Here is a 21,126-nt window from a genome sequence, read left to right on the forward strand (position 1 = left end):
CCATCCTTCGTGATCGCTCTGCGTTTTTCTACTGGGGGAATTGATGTTTCTGCGCATCCTCGACCGGCTTGAGGAAACCCTGATCACCTGTCTGATCGGCGCCGCCACGGTGATCATCTTCATCGCGGTGGTGCACCGCTATCTGGTCGGCATTCCGTTCTTCTATCCCTTCCTGTTTCCCATCAACCTGTCCTGGGCGCAGGAGCTGTGCATCTACATGTTCGTGTGGATGGCCAAGTTCGGTGCGGCCTATGGCGTGCGCACCGGAATCCATGTGGGCGTCGACGTGCTGGTCAACCAGCTCGACGCGCGCTGGCGCAAGGCCACCATCCTGTTCGGCCTGTTCTGCGGCGCGTTCTTCACCGCGGTGATCGGCTCGATGGGCGCCAAATTCGTCTACGGCCTGATGCAGACCGACCAGGTCACCCCCGACATGGAGCTGCCGAGCTGGATCGTCTACCTCTGCATTCCCCTCGGCTCCTACCTGATGTGCTTCCGCTTCCTGCAGGTCGCCTGGCACTACTGGCGCGACAACGAACTGCCGCACCATGACCACGCTTACGTGGAGGGCATCGAGGTCGAAGCGCCCGTTGTCGGCAACGCGGGAGCCGTCCGATGAGCAGCGCCATGATCTTCGCGCTGCTGGTCGCGCTGATGCTGACCGGCATGCCGATCTCCATCGCGCTGGGCCTCACCGTGCTGTCGTTCATCTTCCTGATGACTTCGGTGCCGATCGAGTCGGTGGCGCTGAAGCTGTTCACCGGCATCGAGAACTTCGAGATCATGGCGATCCCGTTCTTCATCCTCGCCGGCAATTTCCTGACCCATGGCGGCGTCGCCCGCCGCATGATCAATTTTGCCACCTCGATGGTTGGGCACTGGTATGGCGGCCTCGGCCTCGCCGCGGTGATGGCCTGCGCGCTGTTCGCCGCGGTGTCCGGCTCGTCGCCGGCCACGGTGATCGCCATCGGCTCGATCATGATGCCGGCCATGGTGCGGCAGGGATTTCCAAAACAGTTCGGCGCCGGCGTCATCACCACTTCGGGCGCATTGGGCATCCTGATCCCGCCGTCCATCGTCATGGTGGTGTATTCGGTGGCCACCGGCGGCAGCGTGGCGCTCGACCCGTCGGGCGCACGGGTGTCGTCGGCCTCGGTCGGGCAGTTGTTCATGGCCGGCGTGATCCCCGGCATCATGCTGGCGACGCTGCTCGGCTTCACCACCTTCTATCGCGCCTGGAAGAACGACTATCCGCGGCTGCCGCGCGCCAGCTGGGCGCAGCGCTGGGTCGCGTTCCGCCGCTGCATCTGGGGCCTGCTGCTGATCCTGGTGGTGCTGGGCGGCATCTATGCCGGCTGGTTCACGCCGACCGAGGCCGCTGCGGTCAGCGCGGTCTATGCCTTCGTCATCGCGGTGTTCGTCTACAGGGACATGTCGCTGAAGGACGTGCCCAAGGTGCTGCTGTCCTCCGCCAACATGAGCGCGATGATTCTCTACATCATCACCAATGCGGTGCTGTTCTCGTTCCTGATGGCCAACGAGAATATCCCGCAGCAGATCGCCAACTGGATCACCAGCATCGGCGTCAACTGGGTGATCTTCCTGCTGATCGTCAACGTGCTGCTGCTGGTGGCCGGCAATGTGATGGAGGCGACGTCGATCGTGCTGATCATGGCGCCGATCCTGTTTCCGGTGGCGGTCAAGCTCGGCATCCATCCGGTGCATCTGGGTATCCTGATGGTGGTCAACATGGAGGTCGGCATGTGCCATCCCCCGGTCGGCCTCAATCTCTACGTGGCCTCCGGCATCGCCAAGATGGGCATCACCGAACTGACCATCGCGGTGCTGCCGTGGCTGATCACCATGATCGCCTTCCTCGGTGTCGTGACCTATGTGCCCGAACTGTCGCTGTGGCTGCCGCGAACCCTCGGCATGCTGTGAGCGGTGGCGCAGCATTACATCTTGGTAACAGAGCGCTTTCTGTCCAAAGCTTAAGTTGAAGGCGCGGGCAGGGGCGCTCATCCTCAGGCAACTTTCCATGGAGGTTCGCATGAAGAAGATTTTGCTCGCCAGCGCCGCCGTTCTCGTGCTTGCCGGCTCCACCGCCGTCTATGCCCAGCACCGTCCGTGGCATCACCACCACGCCCGGATGAATCCGGAAGATCGCGCCGCCTTCGCCGACGCGCGCATCGCCGCGGTGCATGCCGGGCTGAAGCTGACCCCGGACCAGGAAAAATTGTGGCCGCCGGTGGAAGCCGCCGCGAAGGACTTCGCCAAGCTGCGGATCGACCGCGCCAATGCCCGGATGGCCGAGCGCCAGGACGAATCGAAGGGCCCGCAGACCCCGGACAATCCGGTGGTCCGGCTGCAGCAGCGCGCCGACACCATGGCCGCCACGGCAGCCGCACTGAAGAAGATCGCCGAGACCGCCGATCCGCTCTACAAGACCCTCGATGACGGCCAGAAGCGCCGGCTGGCCATCCTGACCCACATGGACGGAGGCCGCTCCGGCGGCCGCGAGGGCATGCGCCACCGGGGCTTCGAGCATCGCATGGACCGCATGGGCGACCGCGACGACGAGCGCGGCGGCATGGATCGCGACCGGCCGGGCCGCGGCATGGACCATGATCGCGGTCCCGGCCCCGAGCGCATGTAAAGGCGCTCTTCCATCGACTTTTCCACACGACGAAGCCGCTGATTTTCAGCGGCTTTTTCGTTTTCGTGCAGTTTTTGTGACGACGCCGGATAATCTTCACCAGCTTGCTGGACATCCTGGAATCGCTTTGCTAAACGACGCCGTCCCCAAGGGGATGTGGACTTCCGGACTGGTTCCGGGCGCATAGCTCAGTTGGTAGAGCAGATGACTCTTAATCATCGGGTCCCAGGTTCGAGCCCTGGTGCGCCCACCACCCCTAAAGTGCTGATGCACAAGGGGTTTTAAGAAAACGCCTCCAAGTCAAAACGAGAACAAACCGCTCTATGCGACACCGTGCGACAAAATCTGTCGCACGCCATGCGACATTTGACAGATGTTCTCTAATTGTTCTTCATGCCCGCCGACAGGAGGCGAGCATGGTTTCGAAGTGGTCCCAGGAAGAACGGCGACGACGCAAGGCGGCGGCGGCGGCGCAAATCAGCACCGCCGACCTCGATATGCTGGAGCAGCTGCGGACCGTGCGGCGCTATGTCGGAGGTTCCCAACTGATCGATACGCCGCGCGCGATCGCTAGCTATGAACTCTGGTTAGCGATCGAGAAGTGGGCCGAGGTCGTCACCGGCCAGCCGCAGTATTTCTGGGACGTGCGAAATGGCTAGGGAGGAGCACCATCGAGCTAATTGCTGATCAACTTGAGCTTACGTTCGTTGATCCACTCCTCTAACACATTCGGTCCCCAACCAGACCACTGGTAAGGATCGAATGCCGTGACGAGGAAATTGTTTCGGGCGTCGAGCGCAGTGCGCAGCGCTCCGTAAAGAGCTTGAGGACCTACATCGGTCCAGCAGAGCCAAGTCGAGGCGCTAAAGCGAAACCAATCCCCGAAACGCTGAATGCAAAGCTCAACTGCTTCAACGTCAGTGAGATTTGCAGGACCAGGAACCCAGGAAACGCTAATTACATAAAATTGGTTCATGTTTTCTCGCCCTCAGCTTTGCCGATGGGCTGGGGCGGTGCGGTGTGGTCAATACTGATACCTTTCGCGGCCATGTCGATTGTCCGCCAGCGAACAAGCTCGGCGCCTTCTAACAGGGCTAGGTCTGGATGCGTGTGGGCGAACCAGAGAGATCCTAAGAAGAAGATGGCAAATAGGAGCAGGGTAATGCCGGCGACGAGCAGTAGGGCGTTAGTGTCTCGAAGCGAAAAGGCAACCATCAACAATACTAAAAATGCTGCACCTGCCACTGCGCTAGCTTTGCCGACGAAGCCTTGCGCAAGTCGAATTCGATCAAGTGATGATTCGCTGACGCCTGCGGCCTCAAGTGCCCTTTTTATTGGTTCAGGAAACATGCTGCAGTGTACCTGCAATTGAACAAAGAAAAAGCCCCTTGGAGAAAATCATCCCGTCATCCCTTCCTTGGTCATGAACGCCACCAGCCGGTCGATCGCGGCGTCGGCGCGGGCGGCGTTGCGGGCGCGGTAGTGCTTCATGATGGTCTGCGCCGACTGGTAGCTGTGGCCGGTGACGTCGCAGATCGACAGGAGGTCGTTGCCGGCGCGGTCGAGCAGCATGACGCAGGTGTCGCGCAGATCCTGATCGTGCTTGAAGTCCACCGCGCCGGAGTTCTCGTTGGTGAACGCCAGCGTCGGGCAGGGCGCCACGTCGCCGTGGCCCTTGATGGCGAGGTCGCGGATCTCTGCGAACAGATGTCGGTAGGTGTGCTCGTTGTAGGGCTTGCCGGTGTTCTCGTCGACGACGATGGTCTCCGGCATGTCGCGCAGGCCCAGCTTCATCTTGACCGCGGCGACGCGGATCTTTGCGGCGGCCATGCGGGCTGCGAGCTGTGGCGTCTCCTTGACCTCGACGATGGCGCCGGTCTTGCTCTGCACGAAGCGGCGCCGGCCCTCTGCTGTGAGCCCTGCATCCTTCAGGGCCAGCCGGTCAGTCTGACGCTGGCCGGTGAACAGGCCGAGATAGATGGCATCGCCGGCGGATGGGCGGTTGATCTCGGAACTGTCGGCGGCGGCGATCAGCGCCTGAAACTCCTCGAGCGAGATCAGCACCACGCGGCCGTCCGGCCGGTCGAATTGCATGTCGAGGCGCGGGTTGCGCAGCAGCCGCCATTTCGTGCTCTCGCGCCCCCACGTCATGGCGGCCGACAGCGCGGCAATCGCAGCCAGCGCCATGTGATGGCCGCGGGCGCCTTTCAGATAGTTGAAGAAGTCGCGCAGCTCCGGCGCGCCTATCGACGATGGCGGGGCCGAGGCGATCGGTTCGCGCGCGCGTTCGGGAATGGCGATGCCGAGCACCGCGGCGGCCCGCTCGCGCTCGCGGCGCTCCTTGGCCTCGGTGCGGCTCTCCGGCCGGAAGATCACCGCGCGCTTGGCCTTCTCATAGGATTTGATCGACGTCGGCTTGAGGGTCTGCACCTCGTCGGAGGCGAACCAGTCGTCGAGCAGGTCCTCGATCGTTGCCGGCCGAAGCGGCTTGGCTGGTTTCGCGGTGGCGCCTCCTGCGCGGGCGATCAGGATCTTGGCATGGTGCTCGGCCGATGCAGTTTCTGCCTCCTCATAGGTGAACCAGCGGCCGGCCGGCCCGTGGCGCAGGTCGCGATCGGCAAAGCCCAGCGCCCGTTCGCGGGGGCTGTGAGTAAGGCGCGGGCGGCCGTCGCGCCATTTGATCCAGGGAAGTTTGACGGTCATCGCAAAGGCTCCGGGTCGGGCGGAGGAGGATATGGCAGCGTCAGGCGCGATGGCGCGCCCTGTCAAGGGCTGGAACGGGCCTTACCGGGGCATAGGCGCGCGCCAGGCGCTGCCGGTGTTCGGCGTCGGTCGCCGCGTCCGGGGGCACCACAGGGTCGTTTGCGGGCGCCGGCGGGCGCATCGGGTGGTGACGCGTCAGCCAGGCGTCGAAGCCGGTGCGCTCGAATTTCAGCGGGCCGCGTTCGCAGATGGGGCGCGGCAGGCCGTCCCTGACGTGGCGGGTTTCGCGGGTGCGATAGAAGGTGTCGACGGAGAGGCCGAGCGCCTGGGCGACGTCGGCCGCGCTGTAGGGCTTAAGCATCGGCGCTGCTCCTAGCTGCAATTGTGCCGTAGACGTCATGGGCATGGATCCAGTAGCTGCGCTCGGTCTGCAGGTTCTTCACCCGGATCCGGTCGCGGTAGCCGTGCGCCAGCACGATGCCGAGGATCGGCTTGCCGCTTCCGCTGCGGCACCAGCGGATCTCGCTGCCCAGCGGAAACTGGACGCGCAGCAGGTCATTGATGCGGTAGTCCGCCGCCTCGCGCTCTTTCAGCAGCGCACGCAGCAGGGCGTATCGGTCGCTCATCAAAAACTCCCGTCGGCGCGAAAAGGGCGGTGCTGGACGTAGGTGACGACGGCGGCGCCGGCGTCGAGCAGGTAGGGATTGCCGTCGAGCATGACGACCTTGGGCATCTCGTCGGCGACCACCATGGTGATCTTCGCTTCGACTGTGCCGAGAATGTTGATCAGCACCGCGCGCACGGGACGGACGGCTGGCGCCTTGTCGGCGTGCGCGCGGGCCATCAGGCGGCCTCGCGACGCAGGATGACGCAGTCACCCGGCTGGTTCGGCCACAGTCGCGTCGCGCGCTGGGCGGCGATCAGGCGCTCGACGACGCTGTCGCCGACGCGGGTAGCGCCGAACCGCCATTCGCCGCTCCGGCGCACCAGCGCGCCGTGGCGCAGGAAGGCGAGCGCCTTGAAGTCGGTGCGGTTGAGCGGGGGCATCGGCGTCAGGCCAGCGCGGCAAGACGGTTCGCCATGGCACGCGCCGGCCGCACCAGCGCGCCGATCTGATCCGCGCTGTAGCCAAGCAGCTCCAGCCCTTCCTCTGTCAGCCCGCCCTCCCGGTAGACGGCCTCGCGCATGTCCTCGGCCATCCGCCGGGTGGCGGCGGCATCGCTCATGGCGGCCCGCGGGGCCACCAGGGAGCTGTCGATGATCGGTGAGATGGTGACGGTGGGGCGGATGGTGCTGATGCCGGGCAGCCGGCGGGTGCGTCGGATGGTTGCCATAGACTGTCTCCCGTGAGTGATTTCACGTGAAACAGTTTTTAACAGTTAAAACTGTTAAGTCAACAGGTGTACAATCCAGCCTGTTGCATCAGGAGGGGTCTTGTCGTCCGACAATGCGATGCGCCATCGCCCAGGTCTTTTTGGGCAGCGAAAAATCCGGCTTCTGGCCTGGAGGCGGATTGTGTTGCGTGACCTGCCAGGCGTCGCCGGTCGCGCGGCGCAGGCGTTTGACGGTCGCGCGGGCCTGCCCGGCCTCGTCCTGCGCATAGAAAATATAGGATTTGCCCCCAATGTGCGGGAGGTTCGGATTAACGACGGCGATCTGCCCGGCTTCGAACTCGGGGATCATGCTTTCGCCAACAATGTACATGCCGTAGGCGCCCTTGACGTGCTGAACCTCGATTGGACGAGGCCACCAGTCTACAGCATCAGGGGATCGGATAATCTCTCCAGGGCCGCCCTCGGCCGCCGAGTAGATCGGAAAATCGCGGGCGGCGTAGGGCGAGCCAACGGGGGCGGTCCCAGGCGGGTGGGAGGCCTCTGCAGGCAGGCCGATCGACTGCGGCGGTATTTCCAGTTCCTTGGCAATTTCCGGCAGGAACTTGCTGCGCTGGGTCTCGCCGCGCTCAATCGCGTCCAGCGACTGCTGCTTGACGCCGATCAGGCGGCCGAGTTGCGCCTGGGACAGGCCTTTAGCCTCCCGTGCAGCACGAACAATCTGGCCTAACTCTCTGGGATCCATGGGAGAAGTCTACAGGTTTACTTGTCAACAGAAATGACAAAAGAAACTGTTGCGAATCAACAAGCGCGCCTGTTACGGCTGGTGCATGGTTCGCGAACACATCCAAGAAGCTGTCCGGATCCTTGGCTCTCAGGCCAAGCTCGCCGCTGCCTGCGGCGTCACCCAGGCGTCCATCTGGCAGGCCATGCACGTGCAGCGATGCTCAGCTGAGCTGTCGATGGCGATCGAGCAGGCGACGGCCGGCGCAGTGAAGGCCAGAGCCATTCGGCCCGACCTTCCCTGGCCTGCTGCGAACCACCCGTCCTGCAACGGTGAATTTTCCGAGGTGAACTCATGAGCGGACCGGTAACGCGGCACCATGGTGCTGGCAAAAAGAGCGATTGCCGGATCCGGCAGTCAAAACCTCGCATCCGGCAGTCGATTTCGCCCGTCATGCAAAAAGTGAAGAGCTTACTGCCGTCGGCAAAAGCCGCGGCAACGCTACACATCCTGACGGATCAGCCGTTCTCGACATGCGAAAAAATGCTGTGCGGTGCGCGCCCCGAAAATGTCGAGCTGCTAACTGCGCTGCTGCGCTCCGACCTCGGCCGCGACGTGCTGTTCGCGCTGATGGGGGATGCCCGGCCGGAGTGGTTCAGCCGCTATCGCAAGCAGCTCGATGTCAACGCCGCCCGCCGGCAGCTGCTCGAAAGCCAGAAGCTCATCGAAAAACTGCAACAGGAGGCCGCCGATGAAGCGTGAGCGCATGCGTGCATTTGACCTTCCCGGCGCCGATCGCGCCGACCTCGGCCGCGCCGGGCTGCTGATCGGCTTGCTGCTGCTGGCCGGCATCGTCGCCAACGTCCTCGCCGCCGCAAGCTACGCCGGGATCTGACCATGACATCCTGTCCGCTCCCCAATCCACCTGTCGCCGCCGATACGCCGCACACGCGGCTGCCGGCCGACCTGCAACAGCAGCGCGCCGACATCAGCCGCGCCGGCTGCGTCGACTTCAAGGGCTGCAACGTCTCGACCGTGGTGCTGGCCTTCAACGAATACGATCACGCCAGGTTCGATGCGGGGCGCATCAGCCACAGCATCGAGACATGGCCCGACGATGCCAAGGCCAAGATGCGCAACGAGATCGACAGGTTTTCGGAGCGCAACGGCGGCGCAAAAATCATCGCCGTGACCATGGCAATCGCCCCGGATCCGCGCGGCTTCATCCTGGCGCTGCACTGGAGGCCGAAGGCATGAGCCAAACACCTCCCAGCGTCACCCGCGAACAGCTGAAGCGCTACCGCGATGTCATCGCCATGTGGATGGCACGCTTCGACACGCAATCGATCGCCGATCACACCGGCCTGCCGGAGCACCTGGTGGTGCGCTGGACGGCGAATTTTCAGGACCTCAAGCGCGAGGTTGCAGCATGAGCGACCATTGCACCGTGCTGCACAGGCTGATCATCGCCTCGGAGAATACGCTGCGGCTGCACGCACCCGGCACCGAGGAATTCCTGACGCAGCTGTCCGGCGACGTGGCGCGCGCCCTCGACCAGGCGGCCCCGGACGGCCGCGTCATCCACCCCTATGCCATGCTGCTGATGGGCGCGCTGGTGGAAGCCGGCGGCGCGATCCAGATCCACAACGCCGATGGCGCGCAAGTGTACTTCCGCATCATCGGCTGCCTGCTGCCCGACATCCGGGCCGACTTCGGCAGGGCGTTGGAACTGCGCAAGAGGCCGACGCCATGACGCAGATCGTCATCCTGCTCATCGCCCTGTTCGCCCTCGCTTTCAGCGGCGCCGGTCATTCTGGCGCGCCGGCCCGCACCGACATGGCCGGCTGCCTGGTGCGCGGCTGGGGCGGTCCGATCACTGCGCGCGAGGTCGCCGACTGCGCCGCTGACCGCGCCGCGTTCCGCCGCGAGGACGAAGAACAGCAGCCGATCAGCACTCACCGGCCGGAGGGCAAGCGATGAAGCTGCGCCCCATCAAGGCGATCAACTACGCGGACCTGAAACCAGCATCGTTCGACGGCGAGAAGCCGACGCTGCAATGGGTGGCGCCGACAGATCTGCTGGTCGATGCCACTTATCAGCGCGACCTGTCGGAGCGATCCGTGCGGCTGATCCGCAAGATGATCGAGAGCTTCGCCTGGAACAGGCTGAAGCCGCCTATCGTCGTCAAGGTCGGCGCCGGCCTGCACATCGTCGATGGCCAGCACACGGCGATCGTTGCGGCCTCGATCGGGATCCCGCAGATCCCGGTGTTCGTGGTCAAGGCGGAAGGCATCGACGAGCGCGCCCGCGCCTTTGTCGGCCATAACAGCGACCGGGTCGCGGTGTCGTCATTCGACATCTACCGGGCGCTGCTGGCTTCCGGAGACCCCGACGCGATCGACGTCGACAATGTCTGCCGGCGGGCCGGTGTGCGGATCCGCTACATCTCGCCATCGTCGGTGATCAGCGAAGGCGACACCGCGGCGATCGGGCGCGTGCGCAGCCTGGTCGCCCGCCGCGGCGTTATCCCGGCACGCAAGGTGCTGCAGTGCCTGGTCAAGGCAAAGCGCGCGCCGATCTCCGCCGTCGAGATCCAAGCCGTCGAGGAGCTGGTCTGCGTCGAGCAGCCCAACGTCGATCTCGACCTGCTCACGGCCGCGATCCGCATCGAGGGCGAAGCCGGTGTCACCAAGGCGCGCGCCAAGGCCAAGGCTGAACGCTCGCAGGCATGGCGGGCGCTGCTGCGACGATACGTCCTCCGCATGAACAGGAGCCCGGCATGACGTTTCGCGACGAATTCGTGGCGGCGCTCGAGGCGGAGATCGAGGCTCTGCAGGACAGGCTTGCTGCGCTCGAGGAGGTGATGGGCATGCGGATCGAAGTGCCCTTCATCCTGCAGCTCACGCGCCACGAGGCGCAACTGTTCGGCTTTCTATTGAAGCGCGACCTGATCACCAAAGAGCAGGGCATGACCGTGCTGTACGGCGATCGCGCCGGCGGCGAGGAAGTCGAGATAAAGATCATCGACGTGTTCGTCTGCAAAATCCGCAAGAAGCTGAAGCGTTTCGGCATCGAGATCGAGACGGTCTGGGGGCAGGGCTACCGCATGTCGGCCGCCTCAAAGGCGATCGTCGAAGATCTACTGCAGAAGGATCTAGCAGCATGAAGCAGCTATCAGCCTGTCAGCGGCCGGAGGGAACATGAGGACGCGCGATCGCCTGGCATCCGAACTCCGCAAGGTTGGCGCGCTGTCGACGCGGCATACCGCGACGTATGAGGCTTTCGCAAAGCGCGCCGAAACCGGCGAGTTCGACGACTACGCCGACACCTACGTCTGCCCGATCACCCAGCTCCACCAGGAGCTGACCGCCGCTGGTTTCGACAAGTTCGCGGCCCGCGTGGCCAACGGCGAATTCGATGCCACGAAGGAAGAGAGTGACGAGTGGGCACGTAGCCCATCGGGGCAAGAGGCCGCGCGCCAGCTTTCACCGGAGATGCGCAAAGTTCTTGGACTGGACCTACTCAACTAAGGAAATCGCGATGACCGAAGCTCAAATCAAATACCTCGTCGACCGCTTCCTGAATTGGCGCTTGCCGCGCGACTTCAACCCCGACGCCGGGATCAGCTATTCCCCGCCCTTGCGTGCCATCGCAGGGCCGTCGGACAGCGAAATGCCGAGCGGCACCAATCTGTTCGGTGCAAGCCAAGCGGATCAGATGGTGCGCCACATGATCGAGGGGATGCCAGTCGCGCCGGCTGAGCAAGCCATGAGCGACAAAGAGGCCGTCGACATGATGCGTCGTTGCAAAGAAGAGATCGTCAGCTTGCGGGCTACCATCGACCTCCTCAACCCGAAGGCAGACGCATACGACAAGCTGGCGATCGTGTTGGGTCTGCTGCCGCGCGCCAGCATGGGCATGGGCGAAAATATTGTCTGGACCATCGACAAGCGCATCCGGGAACTGACGCCAAAGACGGCCGCAGGGGTGTCGGAATGACCGATGAAACCCGACAGTCGCCGACGGAAAACGTGTCGCACACTGTCAAGGGCTGGGCTGTGTGGCACCCGGTGAAGGGCTTCGACGCCTACTGCTACGAGGGCGCAATCGCGTTCGCCGACGTCGGCGACGATCTCGTTGAGATGGTCAAGGATCTCAACGAGACCGACGGCACGAATAAGCGCAACGGCTGGCGAGCGGTTGCCGTGAACGTCACGCTGGCAGATCCCGCACCGGTAACCAGCTCTCAACGGCCGGAGCAGGGCTGATGGCGCTCACCATGCAAAAGCTGCTCGACGCCATGAAGCAGATCAAAGAGATCGATGTGTCGGCGCCGGGCGTGCCGTTCGGCGGCATGCAGGTGATCTGCGATCCCAATTGTCTGGAGACGACGACAGAGCGGCTGTTTCCGTATTCGCGACATCGATCGGCGCGGATCCGCAAGAAGCTGATCAGGCGGTTCGGTGGTGAGTTTCGTCAGCGGCCCGCGGTCTTCCAGGTCATGGGGAAGATCCACGCGCATCCGGTTCGCTATGCCGAACTGCAGCGTCAATTCAATGCCAACTGGCAGGGGGTCTGATCATGTACTGCGCAACCTGTGACCGATGGGAACATAGCGATCTAGGGCTCGACACCGAGACCTGCATGAAGTGCGGCGGCTATCTGTGCCAATCCGACGACGATGGTGATGACGAACCGCTATCCGTCGATCACCGGCCCGCGCCCGACGCGCCGCCGCAGCTCGGCGTCACGCCGGACAACTTCGATCAGCTGCTGTCCGACGTGCTCGCCGACATGAACGCCGACGATGAAGCGGCCGCCGCTTCAACTACACAAAAGGACGACAGCTTCTGATGGCTGACCAGCTCGACATCATTGCCGACACAGCGCTGCATGCAGACTACCTTGCTGGGGTCAAGGACAGTGCTTCGTCAAGCATTGCTATCAGCCGGGCAGGACAGTGCTTCGTCAAGCGTGACGCAAGGGCCGTCGAGGACAGTGCTTCGTCAAGCGTCAGCGGTCGCGTTGTGAAAATCAACCGGGCGCGCATTGCCGCGGGCATGTCGCACGAGGAACTCTGCCGCCGGGCGTGCGCGGGATCGCGCAACTGGTTTCGCATCCTTCGGGGCGAGCAGGCGGCCAGCAATGAATTGTTGAGCCGTTTTGAAGCGGCACTCGCAGAGCCGCGATCGACAAAGCCGGTGCAGGTTGTGGCCTCGTTCCATCGGCTGGTGATGCAGTTTCTAGCGATCCACCTCAGTTTCGACATTCCTACCTTGTTGGCCACTGACTTCACGGTGCAGCGGCCGTTCAACGCGCAATGGCTTGCGGCCGCGCGGATCCGGCAGATGGCGATCTACATCACCGCTGTCGAGCTGCAGGTCGGCAATGCCGAACTCGGCCGCGCGCTGGGGCTTACGCGCGCCAACATCAAATACGCCCGCGACGAGGTCGAGCAGCGCCGCGAGGACGGCAACGAGGTCGACCAGGCGCTGACCGCCGTGCTGCTGCAGGTGAAGGCGTGAGCATCGATCTGCGCACCAGGCAAGGCTTCGAGGACGTCAAGCGCCACCTCGACGATCGGCCGGACGAAGTGCTGGCCGTGTGCGGCATCACGCTGCCCGCCAGGCGCGGCGGCACAATCGTGATCGACGACCCGCGCGGGCAGGGGAAAAACAATTTCGCGCTGTGGCTGCGCGCCGACGGGCTGGCCTGGAAGAACTACACGACCGACGAAAAGGGCCGCTCGCTGGAGCTGATCGCCTATGTCAACGGCTGGTACCATCTCGACAAGCGGGGCGGCGTCGAGGCCGCGCGCTACGCTGTCGACCGTTTCGGTCTCGGCCGCATCAACAATGCGGATCTCGACCGCGATCGTGCGCTGGCGAAAGAGAAGGTCGAGCAGGCGCAGAAGGACGCCGGCGCCGAGCTGAAACGGGCGCAGGCCTGGGCGTTCAAGACGTTCATGGAAGCCCGGCCGATCCTCGACAGCGCCGGCGAGACCTATCTGCGCGAGGCGCGCGGCGTGGATCTGCGCGCCGCGCCCTTTATCGGCCCGCGCGGCGGCAATATCGCGCCGCACAGCCTGCGCTTCCTGCCGGAGCACCCTTACGTGCATCGCGACAAGGGGGGCAACATCACCGCCCGAACCAAGCCGCCGTGCATGATCGCCTGCTGCGTCGACAAGGACATGAAGATCGTGGCGCTGCACCAGACCTGGCTGCGCGCCGACGGCCGCGGCAAGGCTGTGTTCTCGCCCGCGCCCGACGGCACCGAGCAGCCCGCACGAAAAGTGTTTCCATCCTCCGCCGGCGCCGTGCTGCCGCTGTGGCGCGGCACGGGGCAGGGCGGTGTGGCGCAGGCGTTGGAGAGTTTCAAGACCGACGGCGTCGTCGAGACGCTGGTGCTGACCGAAGGCGTCGAGGATGGCCTGTCTGCCGTTCTGGCGCGGCCGCAATATCGCACCTGGGGAATGATCTCGCTGTCGAACATGGGCCACGTGGCCGGCCGGCTGCCGGAGTTCACCGACGCGGTGATCGTCCACCAGCAGAACGATTGGATGAAATCGGCCGCGGTCGCGCAATTCGAGCGCGGCATGTCGGCAATGCGGGCGACCGGGCGGATGGTCGCGACGGTGGCCGCCTATGGCGGCAAGGATCTGAACGACACCCTTCGAGGAGAAGACTGATGACGCCAGAAGAAATCGCAGCAAAATACCCGTCGAAGATTGCGCACGGGAAGGCCGTAACGATCGCCAAGGTCTGCCACCAGGCCAACAAAGCGCTGTGCGAGGCGTTCGGTGACTACTCGCAGCCTCATTGGGATGCCGCCCCCGACTGGCAGCGCCAGAGCGCCATCACTGGCGTCGAGTTCAATGTTGCCAATCCAACCGCGCCGGCCAGCGCGTCGCACGACAGCTGGCTCGAGGAAAAGCGCCGCACGGGCTGGCGATATGGCGACGTGAAGGACCCGGAGGCAAAAACGCATCCGTGCTTCGTCCCTTACGAGCAACTGCCGCGCGAGCAGCAGGCCAAGGATCACGTGTTCAAGGCTATCGTCGCAGCGATGGTCTGATCAACCGGCCGGGCATTGCGCCCGGCCATTTTCTCCCAGCCGCTGGAATGCACCTTGGCCGATACCACCAAAACAACTGCTGGCCAGCGCGCCAACGTCGTCGCCTTCGGCGCGGCCGAGCGCGAGATCAGGAAGCTGCGCGAGCAGCAGAGCCGCGATCCGCTGCCGTTCATTCCGCGCGGCAACGACGTGCATGCCGGACACTGGCAGCCGGATCTCTACGGCATGCCCAAGGATCCCGGCTGCGAAAGCCCGGTGGAGCCGATCGGCTATGAGGGCGACCTGTATTATTTCATCGACAGCCGCGGGCAGTTCCGCGCGCTGAAGGCGGAAAAGCTCAACCAGGTCGGCATCCAGGACCTGTTTTCAGCGACGCCGAACTACCCGAAGTTCATCCATCCGCGCTATTCCAAGCCGGTGTTCGCCAAGGACGGCAAGACCATCGTCAAGGAGAGCGAAATCGTCTCCTTCGAGGCTGATGACATCAAGGAAATGCTGTTTCTCGCCTGTTCGCGCAAAGGCTTCTTCTCGCCGGAAAACAGGATGCGCGGGCGCGGCAGCTGGACCTTCAAGTCCGGCAATCTCGTCTATCACGCCGGCGACTGCCTGTGGAAATGCGAGCGCGGCCGCTTCGTCGAGATGGCGACCGGCGTGCACGAAGGCAACCTTTATCCGCACCTGTCGCCGCTGCCCGCGCCCTGGACGGAAGAACTGACAGCCGAGGACAACCCGGCGCGCGCGCTGCTGGCCGGCTTCCGCAAGAGCAAGTGGCTGCGGCCCGACGTCGACCCGGTGCTGCTGCTCGGCTGGATCGGCGGCGCCTATCTCGGCGGCGCGTTGGACTGGCGCCCCTCGGCGCTGCTGCTCGGCGACAAGGGCACCGGCAAATCGACGCTGCAGAACACGCTCAAGGTGCTGTTCGGTGATGCGCTGTTTCATTCCAGCGACAGCACCGCGGCCGGCATCTACCAGGCCATGGGCCACGACAGCCGCGCCGTGGCGCTCGACGAAATGGAGCCAGGCATGGATGCCCGCAAGGCCAGCAACATCGCCGACCTGATGCGCTCCTCGGCGTCGGGCGCGATCGGCCGGCGCGGATCGTCGGACGGCACCGCCAACGCCTACCAGATGCGCTCGGCGTTCCTGTTCTCGGCGATCAACAACCCGCTGCACACCGCGGCGGACCTGTCGCGCGTCGCGGTGCTGCGGATGCTGCCGTTCGATAAGGACAGCGAGCGGCCGGAACCGATCAATGCCGAGACGGCAGGGCCGAAGGTGCTGGCCCAGATGATGCGCGCCTGGGGCGACAACGGGCAGGGCTTTCGCGACCAATATGAGCGCTTTGCCGAAGCGTTGAAGCAGGGCGGCCACGACAAGCGCGGCCAGGACACCTACGGCACGCTGCTGGCCTGCGCCGCCATGCTGCTGGGCGACGAGCTCGCCAGCGAGCTGGACGTGAAGGTGGGGCCGGAGGAGGAACGTTGGTGGACCGAGCACCTGTCGGTCGAGAACCTGCCGGAGACCGAGGACGCCACGCCGAACTACCGGCAGTGCCTCAACCGCATCCTGACCACCACGGTGCGGGACTGGCGCAACTCCGGCTACAACACCATCGGCCAGGTCATCCGCGCCTTGCGCACCACCGACGACGACGGCGCGACAATCCCTGAAGAAGCCCGCATGGACCGCGACAAGGCCAGGCAGGAGATCGACATCGCCGGCTTCGGCCTGCTCAACGTGCGCGAGGTGGTGGCGCCGGTGATCCGCAAGGCCGCCAAGAACGGCATCAACATCAAGATGGAAGCCGCGCTGCAGAAATACGGCCTGCCTGAGGCCGGCTGGGTGCTCGCGGTGCCCAACAAGTCGGTCAAGGTCTCCCGCCACCTCGAAGGCAGCGACTGGCACGCCGGCGGCTGGAACGACGCGCTGCGGCAATGCCCGGTGCCGGGCGTGATGATCGGCAACAGCGAAATCAACCGCGTGTGGATCTCCGGCGCCCAGGAGCGCTGCACGTTGATCGTTCTCGACCGCTACCACCTCGCCCCGGAGAAATAAGGATGAGCCTCATTGCGACGCTGCTGGATCCGCCATGGAAGGTTGCCACGCCGATCGGCGATGCTGAATGCCACGTCATCTATGACCACGGCATCGACCATCCTGCGCGCTATCACTGCTCGATCGACGCGACCGGCGAATTCTGGACCTTCACCCAGCCGGAGATCCGCCGCAACACCAACATCACCGAAGGCCGGACGCGGCTGACGCCGTTCTCTGCCGAGATCATGGCGCGGTTCGCGCCGATGCGCGCCGCGATCGAGCGACTGGAACGGCGGCGCCAGGCGCGGGAGAGGTGATGCAGGACGATCAACACCAACTCGGCTGGGGCAGGGTGTCCGAGCAGATGGCGCCGGCCGACTGGCGCGAGTGGCCAGAGCCCTATGCCAGCCACGCTCAGAAAACGCCTTGAGGAAGCGATGGCGGGCGCAGCAGCGCCCGCCATCGTCGCAACTAGAACGTCATGTTGCGCCAGGGCAGGCGGTTCACATCGACGCTGCCAAGCCACCCGACGATGTCCTTGCGTCCGTAAGTTCGATGCCGCTGCGCGCCCAAGAGCGCGACAGGAACACCGAGCTGGGCGGTCCAGATGCGAAGCTGATCTTCGCGCTGGTTCGGATGGTCGACGACGTGATCAGGAACGCACACAACGCCAAAGTTCACTCCTTGCTCTCTGATGAGAGCGATCTGACCGGTAGCCATTTTGGCTCCTTCAAATGCGGGGCTGACCTTGACGTCCTGGCAGATTCGGAGTCTAAACTTCGAAGCTCACTGCCAAGTGGCCCGCGATCAGCCCCTGTTGCTGGTTTGCGGGATCGGTGGCCGCCCTGGCGGGGGCGGCTGCCGACTCAACTTTCGATTAAGCATGATTCTGGGTTCCATAGCAATTTTGCCGCGACCGCAGCTCCCGCTTTTTTCAGCCAATATTAGCGATACTTAGCGTCGACCGTGGGCGGCTGAGCATTCACGGCTCTAGATCGTCTCGCCCTTCGGCTTCGGCTTTGGTCGTGGCATCGCTGGACGCGCCGAGTTGCGGCGGAAGGTGCGGACGGCCAGCACGAAGCCGGTCGCGGTCTGCAACGCGCGCTGCTCGATCTCCTGCTGCATCACCTGTTGCATCTCAGGACTTCCGGCGCTCATGGCGATCGCCAGCGGCCGCTGATGCACGCGGCAGAAAGCGACGACACCTATCGCGATGCTGCCAGCGTCCGATCGCCCGTCGTCCACCTTCTCAGCCGTGGCATGCATGCAGTCCATGTAGACTTTTGCGGCAGCCTGAGCGACCGGCGACAAACCCTGCTGCGCGCCCGCGCCCGATGCCATCAACGCCAGCGCCAGGCCGGCCACCACGCCTCGCATTGTCTGCCCTTCCTTGCTGCGCTTCCCGCGCCCTCGCCCATATCAGCCAAGGATCGGTCGCCTCGCAAGCCTTCCCGCGCCCTCGCCCCGTGACGTCAAAGAATGACTGCGCGAAATGCGCGATTGCATAGCTCGCGAATGCCGCACTTTCCGCGCCCCGCGCATCGCGCAGGCTCTCTTTGAAGAAGCGAGCAATGATCACAGCACGCTTGACGGCTTGCGAGGCGTGCCAGCGTCCTCCGGCGCTCGAAGCGAGGGCGACGGGCGCGGGTGGCAGACACCTAGCCGAGGTAGTGTCTGTTCAGGTGTCTGTTACCAAGCATCTGAACTATCAAAGCAATCTCCTGTGACAGACAAACAGACACCTAGACAGCCATAGCCCTAGCATATGCGCGCTCGCGCGCGCGCGCGTAAGGGGTGGTAGGTGTCTGTTTGTCTAGTTGTCTAGTAATAGAAAAAAGGAAGATGGAGCAAAGGTTTAGTAACAGACACTTCAACAGACACTCAACAGACACTTCGCCACGCTCTGCGCTGCTCGCATGACGACCGTCGCGTCGCCAATAAAATATGATCGTAAATTCAGGAGGTTCGGCGCGAATGACCAGAAGTCATGATGTTCGGGGAGAGATTGCGGCGGCGGCGGCGGCGGCGAAACCGGCCGAGGCCGAGCAGCTCGACCTGATGCCGCCGACCAGGTCGAACATGACGCCGGCCGAGATGGAGCGTGTCGAGCAGGCAGTGAAGCGCGATCGCGCCGGCCGGCCGCCAGGCGCGCAGAACAAGACCACGCGGGAAACACTGGATTTCATCCGCAAGGTCATCGGCTGCCCGATGATCGAGAGCGCGCGGCAGCTGATGCATACGCCAGAGACGCTGTCGATCGAGCTGGGCTGCACCAAGGGCGAGGCGTTCGACCGGCTGGAGAAGATCCGCACGGATCTCCGGCCGTATTTCTTCGCGAAACAGGCGCCTGTCGATACCGATGGCAAGCCGGTGCCTGGCTTGACGGTCGAGTTTCACGGGCAAGGTGCTGCTCGGATCGGGGCGGATGGCGCGCAGCTGCCGCCCTGGCTGTACCAGCAGGACGCGCCGACCGCCGATGCACCACATGAGCAAAATCAACGACTTATCGACGTCTCGCCAAGCGTGTCGCACGGCGTCATGTCGCACGATCCGAAGAAGTGAAACAACATCAGCGGCTTGTCCTCTCAGGGCCGCTGATCCCAAATCACCGGCCTGTGTCTCAAAGGGCAGGGCGGTGGTCGCGGCGCGGGGTCGGATCCGCTGCCGCACGGTCCGGATGCCGGCGCACGCTGCCGCCGGCATCCGGCCTTCGCGCAACAACGCAGGCCCACCCCCCGGCCTCGCCCGGACCCCGACCCCCAAAATCGCCAGCGCCCTCTCACCCCGGCTGCTCTCCTGAGATTTTTTCCGGCCATCGACCCAAGCCGCCTGTTGGCTAGACCGGCCATCAAAAAAAATCGCGACAGTTGTGAGGCGTCCACGGGGCGGGGGGAAGCCGCCCGATGACATCGAAGATCCCGCTAGCCGATACGTCGCTGGCCGATGCGCTGGGCAACGCCGACCCGTATCGGAACCAGATGAGCTACCTGGAAGCCGACGACGATTTCCGAAAACAGAACCCGGAGATCGTCGAGCAAATTCACAAGGGGGAGAAAACCGGGAAGATCAATCTGCTGCGCAGCGCCGGCCCGGTGTCCGACGCCTACATCCTCGGCACGCATCCCGTCAGCGTCATCTGCGGCCCGGTGGGCAGCGGCAAGACGATCGCCAGCGAGAAAAAGGGATTGGTCGAGGCTCAAAGGATCTATCCCGGGTCGGACGGGGTGCGCCGATACGTGCTCGGCAACTTCCGCCAAAAGTACGACGCGTTGTGGAAAGCCGCAATCCCCTCGCACTGGAAACTTTTCCCCAAGGACTTTGCCGGTTCGCACTGGCAAGGCGCCAGCCCGCGCGCGGCTCGTCACGACCTGTACTTCGACGACGCCTTCGGGCGCATCCACATGACGACGCAGTTTCTCGCCCATGGCGAGGACGCAGACCCTGAGGACCTGCGCGGCCTCGAATTCACCGATGTGCAGCTCGGCGAGATCGACACTCTGCCGGAGGAATTGCTGATCGGGCTCGGCCGTGCGGTCGGGCGCGAGCCGCCGCGCGAGGTGACCCGCCGCACCGGGCGCATCTTCGGCGACCTCAATGCGCCCGATGTCGAGAACTGGACCTATCCGACCTTCTGGGAAGATCCGCCGCCGGGCTTCATCCGCTACCAGCAGCCGGGCGGCATGGATGAAGGCGCGGAAAACCTGCAGGCGCACGGCGGCGACCGCGCCTATTACGAGCAGATCATCGCGGTCAACCACAAGAACCCCTGGTACGTCCGCCGCATGGTGGGCGCCAAGCCCGGCATCACGCGCGCGACGGATCTGGTCTACGACAAGTTCGACGAGGACCTGCACGTCTCCAAGGTCACGCTGCAGCCGGAGCCGGCGCTGCCGGTCATCGTCGGCTGCGACGGCGGGCTGACGCCGGCGGCGGTGTACGGGCAGGAGATGCCGGACGGCCGGCTGCGCGTGCTGCGCGAGATCGCGCTCGAGCGCGGCGGCATGGACGAACTGGCCAAGGCGATGCTGGTGCTCGAGGCGCGCGACTTTCGCGGCTGCGACTTCCACACTGTCTGCGATCCCGCGATGGTGGCGGGCGAGGACAAGGATCTGCAGGACAACGGCGACTGGGAAACCGAGCAGCAGGTCTCGAAGGGCTCCGATCGCCAGCGCCTGGCAAAGAAACTCGGCCGCAACGTCGAGCTGGCAGCCAGCAACGTCGCCAGCCGGCGCTGGGACGCGGTGCGCGACAAGATCGGCCCGCCCGGCCGGCAGTACCTGCTCGACCCGTCCTGCAAGGGCCTGCTGCGCGGCAAGCGCCAGACCTACCAGTTCCGCAAGCTGCAGGGCTCCAACGACCTGTCGTCGGTCAAGCCGTCCTTCGACACCCACGTCGCCGACGCCGAACAGTACATGGCGATGGAATGCGGCACCGATGCCGCCCGCAAGCGCAGGACCGACCGGCGCCAGGAACTGGCGAAGAAGCGCGAGGAGAACCGCGGCGCGAAGCGATACAACCCGGTGCGTCGCGCGCGCTGACCACGCTTGACGTCCGCCTGGCGGGTCTAGCTTCCGGCTCCTGATCTTCTCCGGAGCCGGATT

General features: G+C 64.3%; 36 protein-coding genes and 1 tRNA gene. 26 read left to right on the top strand and 11 right to left on the bottom strand.

The genetic code is table 11. The features are described 5' to 3' along the window. Nucleotides 1-43: 43 nt before the first annotated feature. From ACUXVA_RS15545 to ACUXVA_RS15565, 5 genes are all read left to right on the top strand, one after another. Nucleotides 44-619 carry a TRAP transporter small permease gene (locus ACUXVA_RS15545; RefSeq protein ID WP_265079498.1) on the top strand — a complete coding sequence of 192 codons (576 nt, stop codon included), beginning with the start codon at nucleotides 44-46 and terminating at the stop codon, nucleotides 617-619. Beyond that, a complete protein-coding gene (locus ACUXVA_RS15550) occupies nucleotides 616-1,941 on the top strand; it encodes a TRAP transporter large permease (protein ID WP_265079497.1) in 1,326 nt (441 codons plus the stop codon). The genes ACUXVA_RS15545 and ACUXVA_RS15550 overlap by 4 nt, the downstream gene beginning before the upstream one ends. A gap of 109 nt (nucleotides 1,942-2,050) precedes the next feature. Next, on the top strand, nucleotides 2,051-2,656 hold the full coding sequence (locus tag ACUXVA_RS15555) for a Spy/CpxP family protein refolding chaperone (RefSeq protein ID WP_265079496.1): 606 nt from the start codon (nucleotides 2,051-2,053) through the stop codon (nucleotides 2,654-2,656). A 177-nt stretch (nucleotides 2,657-2,833) separates the two neighbouring features. Continuing rightward, nucleotides 2,834-2,909, top strand: a tRNA-Lys gene (locus tag ACUXVA_RS15560). A gap of 163 nt (nucleotides 2,910-3,072) precedes the next feature. Further along, complete coding sequence (locus ACUXVA_RS15565; protein ID WP_445493133.1) at nucleotides 3,073-3,315, top strand: hypothetical protein; 243 nt, start codon at nucleotides 3,073-3,075, stop codon at nucleotides 3,313-3,315. A 17-nt stretch (nucleotides 3,316-3,332) separates the two neighbouring features. Here ACUXVA_RS15565 and ACUXVA_RS15570 read toward each other — a convergent pair whose 3' ends face one another. The 9 genes from ACUXVA_RS15570 to ACUXVA_RS15610 all read right to left on the bottom strand — a co-directional run bounded on the left by ACUXVA_RS15570 (nucleotide 3,333) and on the right by ACUXVA_RS15610 (nucleotide 7,435). Continuing rightward, complete coding sequence (locus ACUXVA_RS15570) at nucleotides 3,333-3,632, bottom strand: hypothetical protein (RefSeq protein ID WP_445493134.1); 300 nt, start codon at nucleotides 3,630-3,632, stop codon at nucleotides 3,333-3,335. After that, nucleotides 3,629-4,006, bottom strand: coding sequence for a hypothetical protein (locus ACUXVA_RS15575; RefSeq protein WP_445493136.1), 378 nt, complete (start codon nucleotides 4,004-4,006; stop codon nucleotides 3,629-3,631). Before ACUXVA_RS15575 ends, ACUXVA_RS15570 begins: the two co-directional genes overlap by 4 nt. Nucleotides 4,007-4,054: 48 nt before the next feature. Beyond that, a complete protein-coding gene (locus tag ACUXVA_RS15580) occupies nucleotides 4,055-5,359 on the bottom strand; it encodes a hypothetical protein (RefSeq protein WP_445493138.1) in 1,305 nt (434 codons plus the stop codon). A gap of 40 nt (nucleotides 5,360-5,399) precedes the next feature. Beyond that, on the bottom strand, nucleotides 5,400-5,720 hold the full coding sequence (locus ACUXVA_RS15585) for a hypothetical protein (protein WP_445493140.1): 321 nt from the start codon (nucleotides 5,718-5,720) through the stop codon (nucleotides 5,400-5,402). Further along, nucleotides 5,713-5,985: a hypothetical protein gene (locus ACUXVA_RS15590; RefSeq protein WP_445493141.1), complete on the bottom strand. Its 273-nt coding sequence runs from the start codon at nucleotides 5,983-5,985 to the stop codon at nucleotides 5,713-5,715. Before ACUXVA_RS15590 ends, ACUXVA_RS15585 begins: the two co-directional genes overlap by 8 nt. Then, a complete protein-coding gene (locus tag ACUXVA_RS15595; protein WP_445493143.1) occupies nucleotides 5,985-6,203 on the bottom strand; it encodes a hypothetical protein in 219 nt (72 codons plus the stop codon). The genes ACUXVA_RS15590 and ACUXVA_RS15595 overlap by 1 nt, the downstream gene beginning before the upstream one ends. After that, nucleotides 6,203-6,406, bottom strand: coding sequence for a hypothetical protein (locus ACUXVA_RS15600; RefSeq protein ID WP_445493145.1), 204 nt, complete (start codon nucleotides 6,404-6,406; stop codon nucleotides 6,203-6,205). Before ACUXVA_RS15600 ends, ACUXVA_RS15595 begins: the two co-directional genes overlap by 1 nt. A gap of 5 nt (nucleotides 6,407-6,411) precedes the next feature. Then, the gene (locus tag ACUXVA_RS15605; RefSeq protein WP_445493147.1) at nucleotides 6,412-6,693 is read right to left on the bottom strand and encodes a hypothetical protein; all 282 of its coding nucleotides are present in this window, start codon (nucleotides 6,691-6,693) and stop codon (nucleotides 6,412-6,414) included. 88 nt (nucleotides 6,694-6,781) lie between these two features. Next, nucleotides 6,782-7,435 (bottom strand): helix-turn-helix domain-containing protein, encoded by a 654-nt coding sequence (locus tag ACUXVA_RS15610; RefSeq protein WP_445493149.1) that lies wholly within the window; start codon nucleotides 7,433-7,435, stop codon nucleotides 6,782-6,784. A 49-nt stretch (nucleotides 7,436-7,484) separates the two neighbouring features. Here ACUXVA_RS15610 and ACUXVA_RS15615 point away from each other — a divergent pair, with 49 nt between their 5' ends. From ACUXVA_RS15615 to ACUXVA_RS15705, 19 genes are all read left to right on the top strand, one after another. After that, nucleotides 7,485-7,772, top strand: a complete 288-nt coding sequence (locus ACUXVA_RS15615) for a transcriptional regulator (RefSeq protein ID WP_445493151.1) — start codon at nucleotides 7,485-7,487, stop codon at nucleotides 7,770-7,772. Then, on the top strand, nucleotides 7,769-8,176 hold the full coding sequence (locus ACUXVA_RS15620) for a hypothetical protein (protein ID WP_445493153.1): 408 nt from the start codon (nucleotides 7,769-7,771) through the stop codon (nucleotides 8,174-8,176). The genes ACUXVA_RS15615 and ACUXVA_RS15620 overlap by 4 nt, the downstream gene beginning before the upstream one ends. Further along, complete coding sequence (locus tag ACUXVA_RS15625) at nucleotides 8,166-8,309, top strand: hypothetical protein (protein ID WP_445493155.1); 144 nt, start codon at nucleotides 8,166-8,168, stop codon at nucleotides 8,307-8,309. The genes ACUXVA_RS15620 and ACUXVA_RS15625 overlap by 11 nt, the downstream gene beginning before the upstream one ends. Nucleotides 8,310-8,311: 2 nt before the next feature. Further along, nucleotides 8,312-8,671 (top strand): hypothetical protein, encoded by a 360-nt coding sequence (locus tag ACUXVA_RS15630; RefSeq protein WP_445493157.1) that lies wholly within the window; start codon nucleotides 8,312-8,314, stop codon nucleotides 8,669-8,671. Beyond that, nucleotides 8,668-8,847 (top strand): hypothetical protein, encoded by a 180-nt coding sequence (locus ACUXVA_RS15635; RefSeq protein WP_445493159.1) that lies wholly within the window; start codon nucleotides 8,668-8,670, stop codon nucleotides 8,845-8,847. The genes ACUXVA_RS15630 and ACUXVA_RS15635 overlap by 4 nt, the downstream gene beginning before the upstream one ends. Continuing rightward, nucleotides 8,844-9,167 (top strand): hypothetical protein, encoded by a 324-nt coding sequence (locus tag ACUXVA_RS15640; protein WP_445493161.1) that lies wholly within the window; start codon nucleotides 8,844-8,846, stop codon nucleotides 9,165-9,167. Before ACUXVA_RS15635 ends, ACUXVA_RS15640 begins: the two co-directional genes overlap by 4 nt. Further along, nucleotides 9,164-9,394 carry a hypothetical protein gene (locus tag ACUXVA_RS15645; RefSeq protein ID WP_445493163.1) on the top strand — a complete coding sequence of 77 codons (231 nt, stop codon included), beginning with the start codon at nucleotides 9,164-9,166 and terminating at the stop codon, nucleotides 9,392-9,394. The genes ACUXVA_RS15640 and ACUXVA_RS15645 overlap by 4 nt, the downstream gene beginning before the upstream one ends. Continuing rightward, complete coding sequence (locus ACUXVA_RS15650; protein ID WP_445493165.1) at nucleotides 9,391-10,197, top strand: hypothetical protein; 807 nt, start codon at nucleotides 9,391-9,393, stop codon at nucleotides 10,195-10,197. The genes ACUXVA_RS15645 and ACUXVA_RS15650 overlap by 4 nt, the downstream gene beginning before the upstream one ends. After that, entirely contained in the window at nucleotides 10,194-10,580 is a 387-nt protein-coding gene (locus ACUXVA_RS15655; RefSeq protein ID WP_445493167.1) for a helix-turn-helix domain-containing protein, read from the top strand. Before ACUXVA_RS15650 ends, ACUXVA_RS15655 begins: the two co-directional genes overlap by 4 nt. Nucleotides 10,581-10,614: 34 nt before the next feature. Then, a complete protein-coding gene (locus ACUXVA_RS15660; RefSeq protein WP_445493169.1) occupies nucleotides 10,615-10,944 on the top strand; it encodes a hypothetical protein in 330 nt (109 codons plus the stop codon). A gap of 10 nt (nucleotides 10,945-10,954) precedes the next feature. Further along, complete coding sequence (locus tag ACUXVA_RS15665) at nucleotides 10,955-11,413, top strand: hypothetical protein (RefSeq protein WP_445493171.1); 459 nt, start codon at nucleotides 10,955-10,957, stop codon at nucleotides 11,411-11,413. Then, on the top strand, nucleotides 11,410-11,682 hold the full coding sequence (locus ACUXVA_RS15670; protein ID WP_445493173.1) for a hypothetical protein: 273 nt from the start codon (nucleotides 11,410-11,412) through the stop codon (nucleotides 11,680-11,682). Before ACUXVA_RS15665 ends, ACUXVA_RS15670 begins: the two co-directional genes overlap by 4 nt. Beyond that, entirely contained in the window at nucleotides 11,682-11,993 is a 312-nt protein-coding gene (locus ACUXVA_RS15675) for a hypothetical protein (protein WP_445493175.1), read from the top strand. The genes ACUXVA_RS15670 and ACUXVA_RS15675 overlap by 1 nt, the downstream gene beginning before the upstream one ends. Before the next feature lie 65 nt (nucleotides 11,994-12,058). Further along, nucleotides 12,059-12,268: a hypothetical protein gene (locus tag ACUXVA_RS15680; protein WP_445493177.1), complete on the top strand. Its 210-nt coding sequence runs from the start codon at nucleotides 12,059-12,061 to the stop codon at nucleotides 12,266-12,268. Continuing rightward, nucleotides 12,268-12,939 carry a hypothetical protein gene (locus ACUXVA_RS15685; protein ID WP_445493179.1) on the top strand — a complete coding sequence of 224 codons (672 nt, stop codon included), beginning with the start codon at nucleotides 12,268-12,270 and terminating at the stop codon, nucleotides 12,937-12,939. The genes ACUXVA_RS15680 and ACUXVA_RS15685 overlap by 1 nt, the downstream gene beginning before the upstream one ends. Continuing rightward, nucleotides 12,936-14,102: a DUF7146 domain-containing protein gene (locus tag ACUXVA_RS15690; RefSeq protein WP_445493181.1), complete on the top strand. Its 1,167-nt coding sequence runs from the start codon at nucleotides 12,936-12,938 to the stop codon at nucleotides 14,100-14,102. Before ACUXVA_RS15685 ends, ACUXVA_RS15690 begins: the two co-directional genes overlap by 4 nt. Then, a complete protein-coding gene (locus tag ACUXVA_RS15695; RefSeq protein ID WP_445493183.1) occupies nucleotides 14,102-14,488 on the top strand; it encodes a RyR domain-containing protein in 387 nt (128 codons plus the stop codon). The genes ACUXVA_RS15690 and ACUXVA_RS15695 overlap by 1 nt, the downstream gene beginning before the upstream one ends. A 54-nt stretch (nucleotides 14,489-14,542) precedes the next feature. Next, nucleotides 14,543-16,543 (top strand): hypothetical protein, encoded by a 2,001-nt coding sequence (locus tag ACUXVA_RS15700; RefSeq protein WP_445493185.1) that lies wholly within the window; start codon nucleotides 14,543-14,545, stop codon nucleotides 16,541-16,543. 2 nt (nucleotides 16,544-16,545) lie between these two features. Continuing rightward, entirely contained in the window at nucleotides 16,546-16,842 is a 297-nt protein-coding gene (locus ACUXVA_RS15705) for a hypothetical protein (protein ID WP_445493187.1), read from the top strand. Nucleotides 16,843-16,996: 154 nt separating this feature from the next. On the opposite strand, the gene ACUXVA_RS15710 is transcribed toward ACUXVA_RS15705, so the two are convergent. Further along, nucleotides 16,997-17,245 carry a hypothetical protein gene (locus ACUXVA_RS15710; protein WP_445493189.1) on the bottom strand — a complete coding sequence of 83 codons (249 nt, stop codon included), beginning with the start codon at nucleotides 17,243-17,245 and terminating at the stop codon, nucleotides 16,997-16,999. 270 nt (nucleotides 17,246-17,515) lie between these two features. Then, nucleotides 17,516-17,902, bottom strand: coding sequence for a hypothetical protein (locus ACUXVA_RS15715; protein ID WP_445493191.1), 387 nt, complete (start codon nucleotides 17,900-17,902; stop codon nucleotides 17,516-17,518). A gap of 597 nt (nucleotides 17,903-18,499) precedes the next feature. On the opposite strand from ACUXVA_RS15715, the gene ACUXVA_RS15720 reads away from it, so the two are divergent. Together ACUXVA_RS15720 and ACUXVA_RS15725 are read left to right on the top strand one after the other, a co-directional pair. Then, on the top strand, nucleotides 18,500-19,087 hold the full coding sequence (locus ACUXVA_RS15720) for a hypothetical protein (protein WP_445493193.1): 588 nt from the start codon (nucleotides 18,500-18,502) through the stop codon (nucleotides 19,085-19,087). Nucleotides 19,088-19,428: 341 nt separating this feature from the next. Then, nucleotides 19,429-21,063, top strand: a complete 1,635-nt coding sequence (locus tag ACUXVA_RS15725) for a hypothetical protein (RefSeq protein WP_445493195.1) — start codon at nucleotides 19,429-19,431, stop codon at nucleotides 21,061-21,063. The last annotated feature ends 63 nt before the right edge of the window (nucleotides 21,064-21,126 follow it).

Source organism: Rhodopseudomonas sp. RCAM05734, assembly GCF_052658035.1.